The sequence below is a fragment of the Comamonas sp. genome (assembly GCF_036666375.1).
Classification (GTDB): Bacteria; Pseudomonadota; Gammaproteobacteria; order Burkholderiales; family Burkholderiaceae_C; genus Comamonas.
Map to the genome: position 1 here is coordinate 20,685 of NZ_JAVWWA010000007.1, position 13,019 is coordinate 33,703.

Below are 13,019 nucleotides of genomic sequence, written 5' to 3' on the forward strand. Positions count from 1 at the left end.
AGGCGGCCTCGGGATGCATGGGAAACCGTTCGTGGTGAGCTTGTCGAACCATGAACGCGCGTCTTCATGCCTGGAAAACAGGTCGTTCATCCTTTGACGCGGCTCGCCAGGCGGGCTCGGGACGCATGGAAACCGTTCGTGGTGAGCTTGTCGAACCATGAACGCCCGTCTTCATGCCTGGAGAACTGGTTGTCCATCCTTTGACGCAGCCCGGCAGATGAGCACGACCGGGAAAACAGATGCCGACTAAACCGGCACCGCCGTTGTCGCCTTGACCCGGTCCAGCACAAAGCTGGTCTTGCAGTCCTGCACACTGGGGTGCTTGAGCAGCGTTTCCATGATGAAGCGGCTGTAATGCGCCATGTCGCTGACCACGACGCGCAGCAGATAATCCATTTCGCCGGTCAGCGACGCGCATTCGACGACTTCGGGCCAGGTCTGCACGCTTGCGCGAAACACGTCCATGGGATTGCGCTTGCTGGTCTCGGTGTATTTCTCGAGGCGCACGTTGAGGTAGGCGGTCAGGCCCAGGCCCACGGTCTCGGGGCGCACCAATGCGACATAGCGGTCGATCACGCCCGCTTCTTCGAGCCGCTTGACGCGGCGCAGCACGGCGCTGGGCGAAAGCCCGACCTGCTCGCCGATGACGTCATAGGTTTCCCGGCCGTTTTCCTGCAGGCGCCGGAGAATGGCCCGGTCCAGCTTGTCGATTGCTTGCGTTGCGCTCATGGCGGGGATTCTACGGACATGGGCCAAAACACCCAGGGCTTCGCCGAGTCACCCTTGAAAACTGCATGAAATGGGCTTTTTTTGCATTTTTCATGCGGGCCCGGCGCGCGCATGACCGAAGCCGACTTCGCTGCGCTCTACACCCCGCTGTGTGCGCTGCCCGAGTTGGCCGCCGGCGGGCAGCCGACCTGGGCGCGCTGCACCAGCGCCACGCATTCCTGCATCAGCTGCGGATCGAACACCAGCTGCACATGCGCCTGGTCGACGATCAGCCGGTTGTCGGCGCCGGGATAGGTGGCGGCGAGCGCGGGCATGATCAGGTTGTCGCAGTTCGAATACCAGCAGGTCATGTGCGCGGCCAGCGCCTGCGGCTCGCGCGCGAAGAGCGCGCGCAGCCAGTCGCTGTCCAGGCGCATCTGCCGGCCGTTGGGCGTGCGGCTGAAATTCGCGATCCAGGTGCCGCGGTGGGGCGTGGCCAGCGTGATCACTCGCGCCACCAGCGCCTGCAGCCGCCGCGCGGCCTGCGCTTCGGTCACGCCTTCGCCGACCATGGCCCCCCGGCTGCGCAGCCAGGCGCGTATCACCAGACCTCCCATGCTGTGGCCTATCAGCACCGGCGCGTGGCCGGTGGCCTGCGCCATGCGGCGCACGGCGGCGTCCAGATCGGGCACGCATTCGTCTATCGATCCCCAGGCGGGCTCGAGCGTCACGGCAATGCAGGGAATGTCGTGCGCCGCAAGCATGCGCTGCCAGGGCTGCCAGAAAGCGCGGTTGCAAAGATAGCCATGCACCAGCACCACCCCCACCGCGCGGGCGCCGAGGTCATCGGCCAGCGCCTGCGTGCGAAACGGCTGGCGCCAGCCGAAGATGCGATAGGCACAGCCGACTTCGGCGAGATAGGCGCGCAGCATCGCGCGCGCCGACACGGGCGGCAGCGCCCCCATGGCGCCGCGCGGTGCGAGCAGCAGGCAGACGAATTGCGTTCCTATGCTCCACGCGGGAAACAGCAGCAGCGCCAGCACCCCGCCCAGCGCCAGCACGGGCGAGCGCGGCCATGACCACCAGAGCCAGGCCAGCGCCAGAATCCATCCGCCCAAAATCGCGGCCCGCTGCCAGCGCGCATTCATGCCTTGGTCCTTGTCATGGCCCAGGTTTACCATGTCCTGACGCACTTGCCTGTCGGCGCAGCGCCCGCTGTCCTTCTCGGGACAATCCCTAGGACAAGCCCGGGGGACAGTCTGGGCTGACGGCGACAGAATGGACAGACCACACCGCGGCCTGCCGGGCCAGGTGATTCTTCAGACATTCAAGGCTGTACTCGCATGGATCCTCTCTGGCTGCAGAACTATCCCGCTGGCGTTCCTCACGATGTCGATCCCGGCGCCTACCGCTCGGTGGCGCAGCTGATCGAGGAATCGCTCAAGAAGAATGCCGATCAGCCGTTTTCGGTCTGCATGGACCGCTGGATGCATTACCGCGATCTCGACCTGCTGTCGCAACGCCTGGGAGCGTGGTTGCAAGGCCTGGGGCTGGAGCCCGGTGCGCGCGTGGCGATCATGCTGCCCAACGTGCCGCAGTTCGCCGTGACCATGGCCGCGGTGCTGCGCGCGGGTTATACCTGCGTCAATGTCAACCCGCTCTACACGGCGCGCGAGCTCGAGCACCAGCTCAAGGACTCGGGCGCGAGCGCCATCGTGATCCTGGAGAACTTCGCGCATACGCTGGGCAGCGTGCTCGAGCGCACGCCCATACAGCAGATCTGCATCACTTCGCTGGGCGATCTGCTGGGCCCGATCTACGGCCGCTGGATACGCTTTGCCGCGCGCCATCTCGCCAAGATGGTGCCGCCCTACACCCTGGCGCTCACGGGCGGCCGCCAGGTCACGACCTTTCCCGACGCGCTGGCACTGGGCGCGCAGCGCACGCTGCGCCCCAGCCCGGCCACGCTGGACTCGATTGCGTTCCTGCAATACACAGGCGGCACCACGGGCCTGTCCAAGGGCGCGATCCTGACGCACCGCAACATCATCGCCGCGACGCTGCAGGCCGAGGCCTGGTTCGCGCCCGCGCTGTCCAGCCTGCCCGACCGGCGCAACCTGCACAGCATCGCGGCGCTGCCGCTCTACCATATCTTCGCGCTCACGCTGTGCCTGCTGGCCATACGCCAGGGCTCGAGCCTGAGCCTGATTCCCAACCCGCGTGACATAGGAAAATTCGTCGGCGTGCTGAAGAAACGCCCGTTCCATCTGCTGCCCGGCGTGAACACGCTGTTCAATGCGCTGCTGCAGAACCCGCAGTTCCGCGCGCTCGATTTCTCCAGCCTGTGCCTGACCCAGGCCGGCGGCATGGCGGCCTCCGAGGGCACGGCGCGCGAGTGGAAGAAAGTCACGGGCAGCACCATGATCGAAGGCTGGGGCATGAGCGAGACCTGCGCCATAGGCACCAACAACCCGGTCACCAACCCCGAGTACACCGGCAACATCGGCCTGCCGCTGCCCGGCATCTCGATCGCCATCAAGGACGAGAACGGCCAGAACCTGCCGCTGGGCCTGCCCGGCGAACTGTGCATCCAGGGCCCGAACGTGATGACCGGCTACTACAACCAGCCGCAGGAAACCGCGCGGGCCTTCACCGACGACGGCTATCTGCGCACCGGCGACGTGGGCCAGATGGATGCCCAGGGCAATGTGCGCCTCATCGACCGCAAGAAGGACATGATCCTGGTCAGCGGCTTCAACGTCTACCCGAACGAACTCGAGAACGTGGTCTCGCTGTGCCCGCATGTGGTCGAATGCGCGGCCATAGGCGTGCCCGACGAAAAGCAGGGCGAGGCCATCAAGCTGTTCGTCGTGCGCAGCAGCGAGGCGCTCGACGAAGACGCATTGCAGCGCTATTGCAGCGAAAACCTCACGGGTTACAAGCGTCCCAAGTACATAGAGTTCCGCGACGCCCTGCCCAAGACCAATGTCGGCAAGATACTGCGGCGCGAACTGCGCAGCCCGCAGTGAGCCGCGCCCCTGCCGCCGGCACGCTGTGGCCGGAGATGACCGTGCTGGAGCGCGGCTGGCTGTCGGCGAACAGCGTGCTGTTCACCGGGAGCGACGGCGCCGCGCTGGTCGACACCGGCTACTGCATCCATGCCGAGCAGACCGTCGAGCTGGTGCGCTCGGCGCTGGGCCGGGAGCCGCTGGCGCGCATCCTCAACACCCATCTGCACAGCGACCACTGCGGCGGCAACGCCGCGCTGCAGGCGGCCTGGCCGGAAGTGCACACCGCAATCGCGCCGGGCCAGGCGGCCCAGGTGCGCGACTGGGATGCGCAGGCGCTGGGCTATGTGCCCACGGGCCAGCAATGCCCGCGCTTTCGCATCGACGGCACGCTGGCGCCGGGCGGCGAAGTCTCCCTGGGCGGGCGGCCCTGGCAGATCCACGCCGCGCCCGGCCATGACTCGCATTCGGTGGTGCTGTTCGAGCCCGCGGCAAGGCTGCTGATTTCGGCCGATGCGCTGTGGGAAAAAGGCTTTGGCGTGGTGTTTCCCGAACTCGACGGCGAAGATGCGTTTGCCGAAGTCGGCGCGACGCTGGACCTGATAGAGCAGCTCGCGCCGCTGACCGTCATTCCGGGCCACGGCCCCATCTTTCGCGATGTGAGCAGCGCACTGGTCGCGGCGCGCGCGCGGCTTGCGGGCTTTGTGCAGTCGCCGCTGCGCCATGCGCGCCATGCGGCCAAGGTGCTGATCAAGTTCAAGCTGCTCGAATGGCAGCGCATCGACGCGGATGCGCTGCAGGCCTGGACCGAAGCCACGCCCTATCTGGTGCAGCTGCATGCGCGGCATTTTGCCCAGTCGACACCCGCAGACTGGACGACAGCGCTGGTCGATGAGCTGGTCGCCGTGGGCGCGGCCCGGCGCGAGGCCGGGCAGCTGTACAACGCCTGAGGCGCAAGCCTCAGGCGTTTGCTCAGGGCAGATCCTTGAGCGGCTCGGGCTCGTTGGTGGGACGCGGACCCACGGTGCCCAGGCGCGCCTTGAGCGACTGGGGCTGGCCCGTGATCAGCGCCGCATAGGCCGTGGTGTTGGCCAGCACCTTCTTCACGTAGTCGCGCGTCTCGGTGAACGGCACGTTCTCGGCCCAGATCGCGGCGTCGAGCACCGGACCGTTGCGCCATACGCGCGGACGGCCCGGGCCGGCGTTGTAGCCGGCCGCGGCCATGGCCATCGAGCCATCGAAATCGTCGAGCGCGAGCTTCAGATAAGCCGTGCCTATGGTGATGTTGACTTCGCGGTCGTTGATCATGCCCGGAGTGAAGTCGCTCATGCCGATCTTGCGCGCGGTCCAGCGCGCGGTCGCGGGCATGACCTGCATCAGGCCCGAAGCGCCCACGCCCGAGCGCGCGTCCATGATGAAGCGGCTTTCCTGGCGTATCAGGCCGTAGACATAGGCCGGATCGAGGCCGATCATGCGCGAGCGCGCAATCACGGTGTCGTGGAACGGCATGGGATAGCGCTGGTTCCAGTTGACTTCGCTGCGCGTGCGCTCGCTGGTGTTGATGCAGCGGTCCCAGATTTCACGCTGGCAGGCAAGGTCGGCCGCGGCCAGCAGCGCGCGCTCGTCCATGCCGCCCGGCGTATGCAGGTTGGTCGCGTAGTTCCATTCGCGCACGCCTTCGCTGCGCAGTCCCAGCTGGATGGCCTGCAGACCGCGCTGCAGGCTGGGGTTGGCCAGCGCCGCGGCCTTTTCCTGCGCCGTGAGGGGCGCGGGCGCCGCGGGCACGGTCACGCGCTGGCCCAGCTCCTCGAGCGCCAGCTGCTCGTAGAAGCCGCCCGATCCCGCAATGCCTTCGAACAGCTGGCGCGCCTGCGCGCGCTCGGCGTCGCCGCCATGCGGCGCCAGCAGCGCCTTGGCCTTCCAGTAGACCCAGGTGCTGTCGGCCTGGCCCTGGGGGCTCATGGCATCGATGGCGCGCGTCACCTGGCGCCACTGGCTGGCGCGCAAGGCGGTGCGCACCTTCCAGCCCAGCAGTTCGTCGTTGAGGTCCTGGTCCTTGCGCACATTGGCGAAATAAGTCTGCGCTTCGGGCTGCAGCTTGAATGCCGCCTGCTTGCCTATGGCCGCCCAGGCCCAGTTGCGTTCCTCGGCCGAGAGCTGGCCGCTCCAGCGGCCTTCGAGCTGGGCCGCGGCCTGGGCCGGATCATTGGCCGCCAGGCGTATCAGGGCCAGCAGCCCCAGTTCCTGGCGTACCTGGCCGCGCGCCACGCGCGGACCCGTGAGGAATTTGATGGGCGAGGCAAACAGTTCGTTGACCAGCGGCGCCGACTCGGGCGCGACCAGTTGCACCGCATCGCGCACCGCGCGCTGGCGGTTGGCGTCGGCCGCGAGCCGCGCCTTGCGCCAGATGTCGCTGGCCGGCATCTGCTTGGCCGCATAGAAAGTCGCCGCTGCATTGGTGCAGGCGTCCTCGGCGTCGCGCTGCGCGTACCAGAGGTCGCGCGCTTCCTGCGCCTGCGCCTCGCCCGTACGGCCTTCGATCTGGGCAATGGTCAGCGCATAGCAGCGCACCGCGCGGTCGTCCTGCATGCGGTAGCCCGGCAGCAACTGCGCGAATTGCGCCCAGTCGCGGCGCTGGCCCAGCAGCAGCAGCCAGTCGTTGCGCAGCCGGTCTTCCTGGTAGGTGCCGGCCCAGCGCTTGAGGAACGATTGCACCTCGTCGGGCTGCGCCTGGTCCAGCCGCAGACGCAGCTCCCAATAGGCACCCCAGGGCTCGAGCCCATGGCCGCGCACCGCGGGCAACAACTGTGCGAGCTGATTGCGGTCGCCTTTGCGGTAGGCTTGCTGCATTGCGAGCAACGCATCGTCACCACGGATTTGCGCCACCACCAGCGGCGAGGCTGTGGTCCAGAGGGTTGCCGCGAGAAGCGGTGTCAGAATCTTGTGCCAGTGCATGGAGGATTATGTGATGGACAAAGCAGCCTTACGGCGCGCATTGATCGAACAGCGGTTGAACCTTACGGATCGACTGGACCGCGCGGACCTGTTGCAACAGGTGATGCGATTTTGGCTCATTGATCGGCCTGATACCGTGATTGGCGCCTATTGGCCCATCAAAGGAGAGTTTGACCCCCTGCCCGCCCTGCACCGCTGGAAGGAAGACGGCGAGCTGCAGCGCGGCGGCCAGCGCCGGCGCATAGGGCTGCCGGTAATCGACAAGGTGCACAAGACGCTGAGCTTTCACCTCTGGTATCCGGGCTGCCCGATGGAAGAGGACGCCTACGGCATTCCCAAGCCCAAGGACACCGAGGTGGTCGTGCCCACGCTGCTGTTCGTGCCCTGCGTGGGCTATGCGCCCGGCGGCTACCGGCTGGGCTATGGCGGCGGTTTCTACGACCGCACGCTGGCCACGCTCACGCCGCGCCCGTTCACCGTGGGCCTGGGCTTCACCTGCGGCTACCTCGACGACTTCGTGCCCGAGCCGCATGACCTGCCGCTGGACGCCATCCTCAACGACAACGGCGTGGTCTGGCCCCAGGCCGAGCGACCGCGGCGCTAGCTTTTCCAGCGCGCCCAGCCCTTGGCGCGCAGATCGCAGGCCGGGCAGCTGCCGCAGCCATAGCCCCAGTCGTGCAGCGTGTCGCGCGTGCCCTGGTAGCAGGTGTGGGTGTCCTTGACGATGATGTCGACCAGCGGCTGGCCGCCCAGGTCCTGGGCCATCTGCCAGGTCTGGGCCTTGTCTATCCACATCAGCGGCGTGGCGATGCGCAGGCGGCGCTCCAGGCCCAGGTTCAGCGCGACCTGCAAGGCCTTCATGGTGTCGTCGCGGCAATCGGGATAGCCCGAGAAATCGGTCTCGCAGACGCCGGTGACGATCACCTGCAGCCCGCGCCGGTAGGCCAGCGCGCCGGCGAGCGTGAGGAACAGCAGGTTGCGCCCTGGCACAAAGGTGTTGGGCAGGCCGTCGGCCTGCATCGCGAAGGCCACGTCGTCGGTCAGGGACGAGCCGCCGATCTGCTGCAGCACGTCGAGCGACAGCATGTGGTCGTCGCCCAGGCGCGGCGCCCATTGCGGGAACTGGCGGCGAATCTCGGCGAGCACGTTCTGGCGCGCATCGAGCTCGACATGGTGGCGCTGGCCGTAGTCGAAACCCAGGGTTTCGACGCGTTCATAACGCGAAAGAGCATCGGCCAGACAGGTGGTGGAGTCCTGTCCACCGGAGAAAAGGACCAGGGCGGTTGTATGCATGGCGGGCATTAAAGCACTGCACGCCTGCAAGGCGATACAGGGAGAAACAGTTTCTTACCGCTTTACAGGGCTTCGCCAGCGTTCGCACGGTTTTTCGCACCGATTTGCGGCCAAAGCCACGCCCTCCCCATGACAAGCCGCACAACTGCCGCTAGCATGGGCGCACACCCGGCCACCCTGGTCTTACGACCTGACAGGAGTCAGCATGCTTGCGCTCTACATCGGCAACAAGAATTACTCATCGTGGTCCATGCGTCCCTGGGTGCTGATGCGCCAGGCCGGAATCGCGTTCGAGGAAGTCAAGGTGCGCTTCGACAGCTTCTCGCTGCAATCCGAGTTCAAGCAGCGCCTGCATGCGGTCTCGCCCGCGGGCAAGGTGCCGGTGCTGGTCGACGGCGACCTGGCCATCTGGGACAGCCTGGCAATCTCCGAATACCTGGCCGAACAATACCCCGACAAGCACCTGTGGCCGCTGCTCGCGCCCGACCGGGCGCATGCGCGCAGCATCTGCGCCGAAATGCACGGCGGCTTTCCCGAACTGCGCACGCACTGCCCGCTCAACGTCGAGGCCCATCTGCCCGCGGCCGGCGCGCAAATCTGGAACGAGCAGCCCGGCGTGCGCGACGAAGTGCAGCGGCTGATCGACATGTGGAGCGCGCTGCTGGCCACGCATGGCGGCACGCTGCTGTTCGGGCACTTCACCATTGCCGACGCCTATTTCGCGCCGGTCTGCCTGCGCCTGGCGACCTATGCCCTGCCCATTCCGCCGCAGATCGAAGCCTACGTGAAGCGCGTACAGGCCCTGCCTTCGGTGCAGGAATGGGTGCAGGACGCGCTTGCCGAGCAGGACTTCATCGACTTCGAGGAACCCTACCGCGAACGCCGGTGAATGGGAAGGCCGCAGTAACTGCGGCCGGCCCCACTCGGTGACACCAAGGCGCTGGACTTGGCCGCCAAGTCGCGTCAGGATGGCGCATTCCCACCACTCGCCTTCACTCGCATGTCGCCGTTCTCATTCAGCACCGTCGCGCAAGTCATCATCCAGACGGGTGCCGCGCAAAACATAGGAGAAATCCTTTCGCAACGCTTCACGCCCGGCCGCGTGATGGCCGTGACCGACAAGTTCCTGGTCCGCAGCGGACTGCTGGAGCCGGCGTTTGCCTCGCTGCGCGCCCATGGCTGGGAGCTGCTGGTCTGCGACGATGTCGAGGCCGATCCGCCGGACCATGTGGTGGAAAAGGCCGCGGCGCGCGCCCGGGAGTTCGGCGCCACGCTGGTGCTGGGCGTGGGCGGAGGCTCGTCGATGGATGTCGCCAAGCTGGTCGCGGTGCTCGCCGCCAGCGACCAGCCGCTGAGCGCGATGTACGGCGTGGAAAAGGTCAGCGGCGGACGTCTGCCGCTGGTGCACATTCCGACCACCGCCGGCACCGGCTCGGAAGTCACCCCGGTCGCCATCGTCACCACCGGTGCCACCACCAAGAGCGGCATCGTCGCGCGCCAGCTCTACGCCGACCTCGCGGTGCTGGACGCAGAACTCACCGTGGGGCTGCCGCCCGCGATCACTGCCGCCACCGGCATCGATGCCATGGTGCATGCCATCGAAGCCTTCACCAGCAAGCGGCTCAAGAACCCGCTGTCCGACCATGCGGCCACGCTGGCCCTCACGCTGCTGTCGACCAATCTGGAACAGGTGTGCATCAACGGCAAGGACCTCGCGGCGCGCGAAGCCATGCTGCTGGGCTCCATGCTCGCCGGCCAGGCCTTTGCCAATGCGCCGGTCGCGGCCGTGCACGCCCTGGCCTACCCGCTGGGCGGGCGCTACCACCTGCCGCACGGCCTGACCAATGCGCTGGTGCTGCCCCATGTGCTGCGCTTCAACGCCCGGACCCACCCCGAAGGCTATGCCGAACTGGGCGCGGCGCTGGGCCTGGCGCAGACCGGCACGCCGGCCGAGCGCGCGGCCGACTTCATTGCGCATATCGTTGCGCTGATCGAAAGAACCGCCCTGCCCATGCGCCTGCGCGACCATGGCGTGGCTGAAGACATGATCGCCACGCTGGCCGCCGATGCGATGCTGCAGGAGCGGCTGCTGATGAACAATCCGCGCCCGCTCACGGTGGACGACGCGCTCGCCATCTACTCCGCGGCATTCTGACTTGCGCCCGGGGTCGCCCCAAATCCGGCGACACTTGGCGCATGAGTTCCATTCAAACCCTCATGGTCGGCGGCGCGGTGCGCGACCATCTGCTCGGCCGCCCCGTCCATGACCACGACTGGGTCGTGGTCGGCGCCACGCCCGAAGAAATGGTCGCCCAGGGCTTCCAGCCCGTGGGCCGCGACTTTCCCGTCTTCCTGCATCCCCAGACCCACGAGGAATACGCGCTGGCGCGCACGGAGCGCAAGAGCGGGCGCGGCTACCGCGGCTTTGCCGTGCAGTCTTCGCCCGATGTGACGCTCGAGGAAGACCTTGCGCGCCGCGACCTGACGATCAACGCCATGGCCGCGCCCGAAGGCTGGCCCGAAAGCGGCACGCTCAGCGATCCCTATGGCGGCCAGCGCGACCTGGAAGCGAAGCTGCTGCGCCATGTGACCGACGCATTCCGCGAAGACCCGGTGCGCATACTGCGCGTCGCGCGCTTCGCGGCGCGCTTTGCCGACTTCAGCGTCGCGCCCGAGACCATGGCCTTGATGCGCGAGATGGTCGACGCCGGCGAAGCCAGCGACCTGGTCGCCGAACGCGTGTGGCAGGAAATCGCGCGCGGCCTGATGGAAACCGCGCCCGCGCGCATGTTCGAAGTGCTGCGCGACTGCGGCGCGCTCGAGGTGCTGCTGCCCGAGCTCGCCCGCCTGTGGGGCGTGCCCCAGCGCGCCGAATACCACCCCGAGATCGATACCGGCGTGCACGTGATGATGGTGCTGCAGCAGGCCGCGCGCCTGGACGCGCCGCTGGCCGTGCGCTACGCCTGCCTGGTGCACGACCTGGGCAAGGGCACGACGCCGGCCGACGTGCTGCCGCGCCACATAGGCCACGAGCAGTGCAGCGCGCGCCTGGCAAAGCAGGTGGGCGATAGGCTGCGCGTGCCCAGCGACTGCCGAGAACTCGCCGACGTGGTGGCGCGCGAGCACGGCAATATTCACCGCAGCGGCGAGCTGAACGCGGCCGCACTGATGCGGCTGTTCGAGCGCTGCGACGCGATTCGCCAGCCCGCGCGCTTCGCGCTGGCGCTGCTGGCCTGCGAATGCGACGCGCGCGGCCGCCTGGGCCTCGAAGACCAGCCCTATCCGCAGCGCGCGCGCCTGCAGGCGGCGCTGGACCAGGCGCTGGCCGTGGTCACGGCGCAAGTCGCGGCCCAGGCCGCGGCCCAAGGCCTTGCCGGCCGCGCGATCGGCGAGGCCGTGGCCGCGGCGCGCACCCAGGCGATAGCGCACTGGCTGGCCGCGGACCCAGGGTAAAACCGGGGTCCATTTGTCCGATTTCGGCCGAACATGGGACTTTCGTCCAACGTGAGGAGAAAGTCCATGCAATACGCGCCCCCCGGTTCCGCCAATGCCCCGCACAGCTTCCAGCCGCAGTACGACAACTTCATCGGCGGCCAGTGGGTGCCGCCCGCGGGCGGAGCGTATTTCGATGTGATCTCGCCGATCAACGGCAAGGCCTACACCAAGGCCGCGCGCGGCACGGCGGCCGACATCGAGAAGGCGCTGGATGCCGCGCACGCGGCCGCCGACGCCTGGGGCAAGACTTCGGCCGCGGCGCGCAGCCAGATCCTGCTGCAGATTGCCGACCGCATAGATGCCAACCGCGAGCTGCTGGCCTATGTCGAGACCGTCGACAACGGCAAGGCGATACGCGAGACGCTCAACGCCGACATTCCGCTGTCGGCCGACCATTTCCGCTACTTCGCGGGCGCGATCCGCACCCAGGAAGGCGGCATCAGCGAGATCGACGGCGACACCGTCGCCTACCATTACCACGAGCCCCTGGGCGTGGTCGGACAGATCATTCCCTGGAACTTCCCCATTCTGATGGCCGCGTGGAAGCTCGCTCCCGCGCTGGCCGCGGGCAACTGCGTGGTGCTCAAGCCCGCAGAGTCGACACCCATAGGCATTCTGGTGCTCGCCGGGCTGATCGCCGACCTGCTGCCCCCAGGCGTGCTCAACATCGTCAACGGCTTCGGCCGCGAAGCCGGCATGCCCCTGGCCACGAGCAAGCGCATCGCGAAGATCGCTTTCACGGGTTCGACCAGCACCGGCCGCGTCATCGCCCAGGCCGCGGCCAACAGCCTGATCCCGGCGACGCTGGAGCTGGGCGGCAAGTCGCCCAACATCTTCTTCGCCGACGTCATGGACAAGGACGATGCGTTTCTCGACAAGGCGATCGAAGGCCTGGTGCTGTTCGCGTTCAACCAGGGCGAAGTCTGCACCTGCCCTTCGCGCGCGCTGATCCAGGAATCGATCTACGAGCGCTTCATGGAAAAGGTGCTGCGCCGCGTCGCGGCCATCAAGCACGGCAACCCGCTCGACACCGACTCGATGATGGGCGCGCAGGCGAGCCAGGAGCAGATGACCAAGATCCTGTCCTATCTGGACCTGGGCAAGCAGGAAGGCGCCGAAGTGCTGTGCGGCGGCAGCGTGGCCAAGCTCGAGGGCGATCTCGCGGGCGGCTACTACGTGCAGCCCACGCTGTTCAAGGGCCACAACAAGATGCGCATCTTCCAGGAGGAAATCTTCGGTCCGGTGCTGGCCGTGACCACCTTCAAGGACGAAGCCGAAGCGCTGGAACTCGCCAACGACACGCTCTACGGCCTGGGCGCAGGCGTCTGGAGCCGCAACGGCAACGTCGCCTACCGCATGGGCCGGGCGATCAAGGCCGGGCGCGTCTGGACCAATTGCTACCACCACTACCCCGCGCACGCGGCATTCGGTGGCTACAAGGAATCGGGCCTGGGCCGCGAGAACCACAAGATGATGCTCAACCACTACCAGCAGACCAAGAACCTGCTGGTGAGCTATAGCGAGAACAAGATGGGGTTTTTCTGAAGCGACCTGCGCTGG

The 13,019-nt window shown here is 67.2% G+C and carries 11 protein-coding genes; 7 read left to right on the top strand and 4 right to left on the bottom strand.

Annotation, left to right across the window (positions count from 1 at the left end; translation table 11 throughout):
• Nucleotides 1-246: 246 nt before the first annotated feature.
• Nucleotides 247-729 (bottom strand): Lrp/AsnC family transcriptional regulator, encoded by a 483-nt coding sequence (locus tag RR928_RS02720; RefSeq protein WP_332539466.1) that lies wholly within the window; start codon nucleotides 727-729, stop codon nucleotides 247-249.
• Nucleotides 730-866: 137 nt separating this feature from the next.
• Nucleotides 867-1,856 carry an esterase/lipase family protein gene (locus tag RR928_RS02725; RefSeq protein ID WP_332681445.1) on the bottom strand — a complete coding sequence of 330 codons (990 nt, stop codon included), beginning with the start codon at nucleotides 1,854-1,856 and terminating at the stop codon, nucleotides 867-869.
• Between the two features lie 195 nt (nucleotides 1,857-2,051).
• Here RR928_RS02725 and RR928_RS02730 point away from each other — a divergent pair, with 195 nt between their 5' ends.
• Both RR928_RS02730 and RR928_RS02735 read left to right on the top strand, forming a co-directional pair.
• Nucleotides 2,052-3,737 carry an AMP-binding protein gene (locus RR928_RS02730; RefSeq protein WP_332539462.1) on the top strand — a complete coding sequence of 562 codons (1,686 nt, stop codon included), beginning with the start codon at nucleotides 2,052-2,054 and terminating at the stop codon, nucleotides 3,735-3,737.
• A gap of 35 nt (nucleotides 3,738-3,772) precedes the next feature.
• Nucleotides 3,773-4,666, top strand: a complete 894-nt coding sequence (locus tag RR928_RS02735; protein WP_332539476.1) for an MBL fold metallo-hydrolase — start codon at nucleotides 3,773-3,775, stop codon at nucleotides 4,664-4,666.
• Nucleotides 4,667-4,688: 22 nt separating this feature from the next.
• Here the strand turns inward: RR928_RS02735 and RR928_RS02740 are convergent, their stop codons facing one another.
• On the bottom strand, nucleotides 4,689-6,671 hold the full coding sequence (locus RR928_RS02740) for a lytic transglycosylase domain-containing protein (RefSeq protein WP_332549113.1): 1,983 nt from the start codon (nucleotides 6,669-6,671) through the stop codon (nucleotides 4,689-4,691).
• 13 nt (nucleotides 6,672-6,684) lie between these two features.
• Here RR928_RS02740 and RR928_RS02745 point away from each other — a divergent pair, with 13 nt between their 5' ends.
• Nucleotides 6,685-7,275 carry a 5-formyltetrahydrofolate cyclo-ligase gene (locus RR928_RS02745; protein ID WP_332536493.1) on the top strand — a complete coding sequence of 197 codons (591 nt, stop codon included), beginning with the start codon at nucleotides 6,685-6,687 and terminating at the stop codon, nucleotides 7,273-7,275.
• Here RR928_RS02745 and queC read toward each other — a convergent pair.
• On the bottom strand, nucleotides 7,272-7,973 hold the full coding sequence (gene queC, locus RR928_RS02750; RefSeq protein WP_332536495.1) for a 7-cyano-7-deazaguanine synthase QueC: 702 nt from the start codon (nucleotides 7,971-7,973) through the stop codon (nucleotides 7,272-7,274). The two genes, RR928_RS02745 and queC, sit on opposite strands and share 4 nt — an antisense overlap.
• A gap of 196 nt (nucleotides 7,974-8,169) precedes the next feature.
• On the opposite strand from queC, the gene RR928_RS02755 reads away from it, so the two are divergent.
• The 4 genes from RR928_RS02755 to exaC all read left to right on the top strand — a co-directional run bounded on the left by RR928_RS02755 (nucleotide 8,170) and on the right by exaC (nucleotide 13,004).
• Nucleotides 8,170-8,853: a glutathione S-transferase family protein gene (locus RR928_RS02755; protein ID WP_332536497.1), complete on the top strand. Its 684-nt coding sequence runs from the start codon at nucleotides 8,170-8,172 to the stop codon at nucleotides 8,851-8,853.
• A 111-nt stretch (nucleotides 8,854-8,964) separates the two neighbouring features.
• Nucleotides 8,965-10,119: an iron-containing alcohol dehydrogenase gene (locus RR928_RS02760; RefSeq protein ID WP_332536499.1), complete on the top strand. Its 1,155-nt coding sequence runs from the start codon at nucleotides 8,965-8,967 to the stop codon at nucleotides 10,117-10,119.
• 50 nt (nucleotides 10,120-10,169) lie between these two features.
• Entirely contained in the window at nucleotides 10,170-11,417 is a 1,248-nt protein-coding gene (locus tag RR928_RS02765) for a multifunctional CCA addition/repair protein (protein WP_332681472.1), read from the top strand.
• A gap of 66 nt (nucleotides 11,418-11,483) precedes the next feature.
• Complete coding sequence (gene exaC, locus RR928_RS02770; RefSeq protein WP_332536500.1) at nucleotides 11,484-13,004, top strand: acetaldehyde dehydrogenase ExaC; 1,521 nt, start codon at nucleotides 11,484-11,486, stop codon at nucleotides 13,002-13,004.
• Nucleotides 13,005-13,019 lie beyond the last annotated feature (15 nt).

Excerpts from the sequence above, each read along its gene's own strand:
- RR928_RS02720 (WP_332539466.1), bottom strand. The coding sequence starts at position 729 with ATGAGCGCAACGCAAGCAATCGACAAGCTGGACCGGGCCATTCTCCGG.
- RR928_RS02725 (WP_332681445.1), bottom strand. The coding sequence starts at position 1,856 with ATGAATGCGCGCTGGCAGCGGGCCGCGATTTTGGGCGGATGGATTCTG.
- RR928_RS02730 (WP_332539462.1), top strand. The coding sequence starts at position 2,052 with ATGGATCCTCTCTGGCTGCAGAACTATCCCGCTGGCGTTCCTCACGAT.
- RR928_RS02735 (WP_332539476.1), top strand. The coding sequence starts at position 3,773 with ATGACCGTGCTGGAGCGCGGCTGGCTGTCGGCGAACAGCGTGCTGTTC.
- RR928_RS02740 (WP_332549113.1), bottom strand. The coding sequence starts at position 6,671 with ATGCACTGGCACAAGATTCTGACACCGCTTCTCGCGGCAACCCTCTGG.
- RR928_RS02745 (WP_332536493.1), top strand. The coding sequence starts at position 6,685 with ATGGACAAAGCAGCCTTACGGCGCGCATTGATCGAACAGCGGTTGAAC.
- queC (WP_332536495.1), bottom strand. The coding sequence starts at position 7,973 with ATGCCCGCCATGCATACAACCGCCCTGGTCCTTTTCTCCGGTGGACAG.
- RR928_RS02755 (WP_332536497.1), top strand. The coding sequence starts at position 8,170 with ATGCTTGCGCTCTACATCGGCAACAAGAATTACTCATCGTGGTCCATG.
- RR928_RS02760 (WP_332536499.1), top strand. The coding sequence starts at position 8,965 with ATGTCGCCGTTCTCATTCAGCACCGTCGCGCAAGTCATCATCCAGACG.
- exaC (WP_332536500.1), top strand. The coding sequence starts at position 11,484 with ATGCAATACGCGCCCCCCGGTTCCGCCAATGCCCCGCACAGCTTCCAG.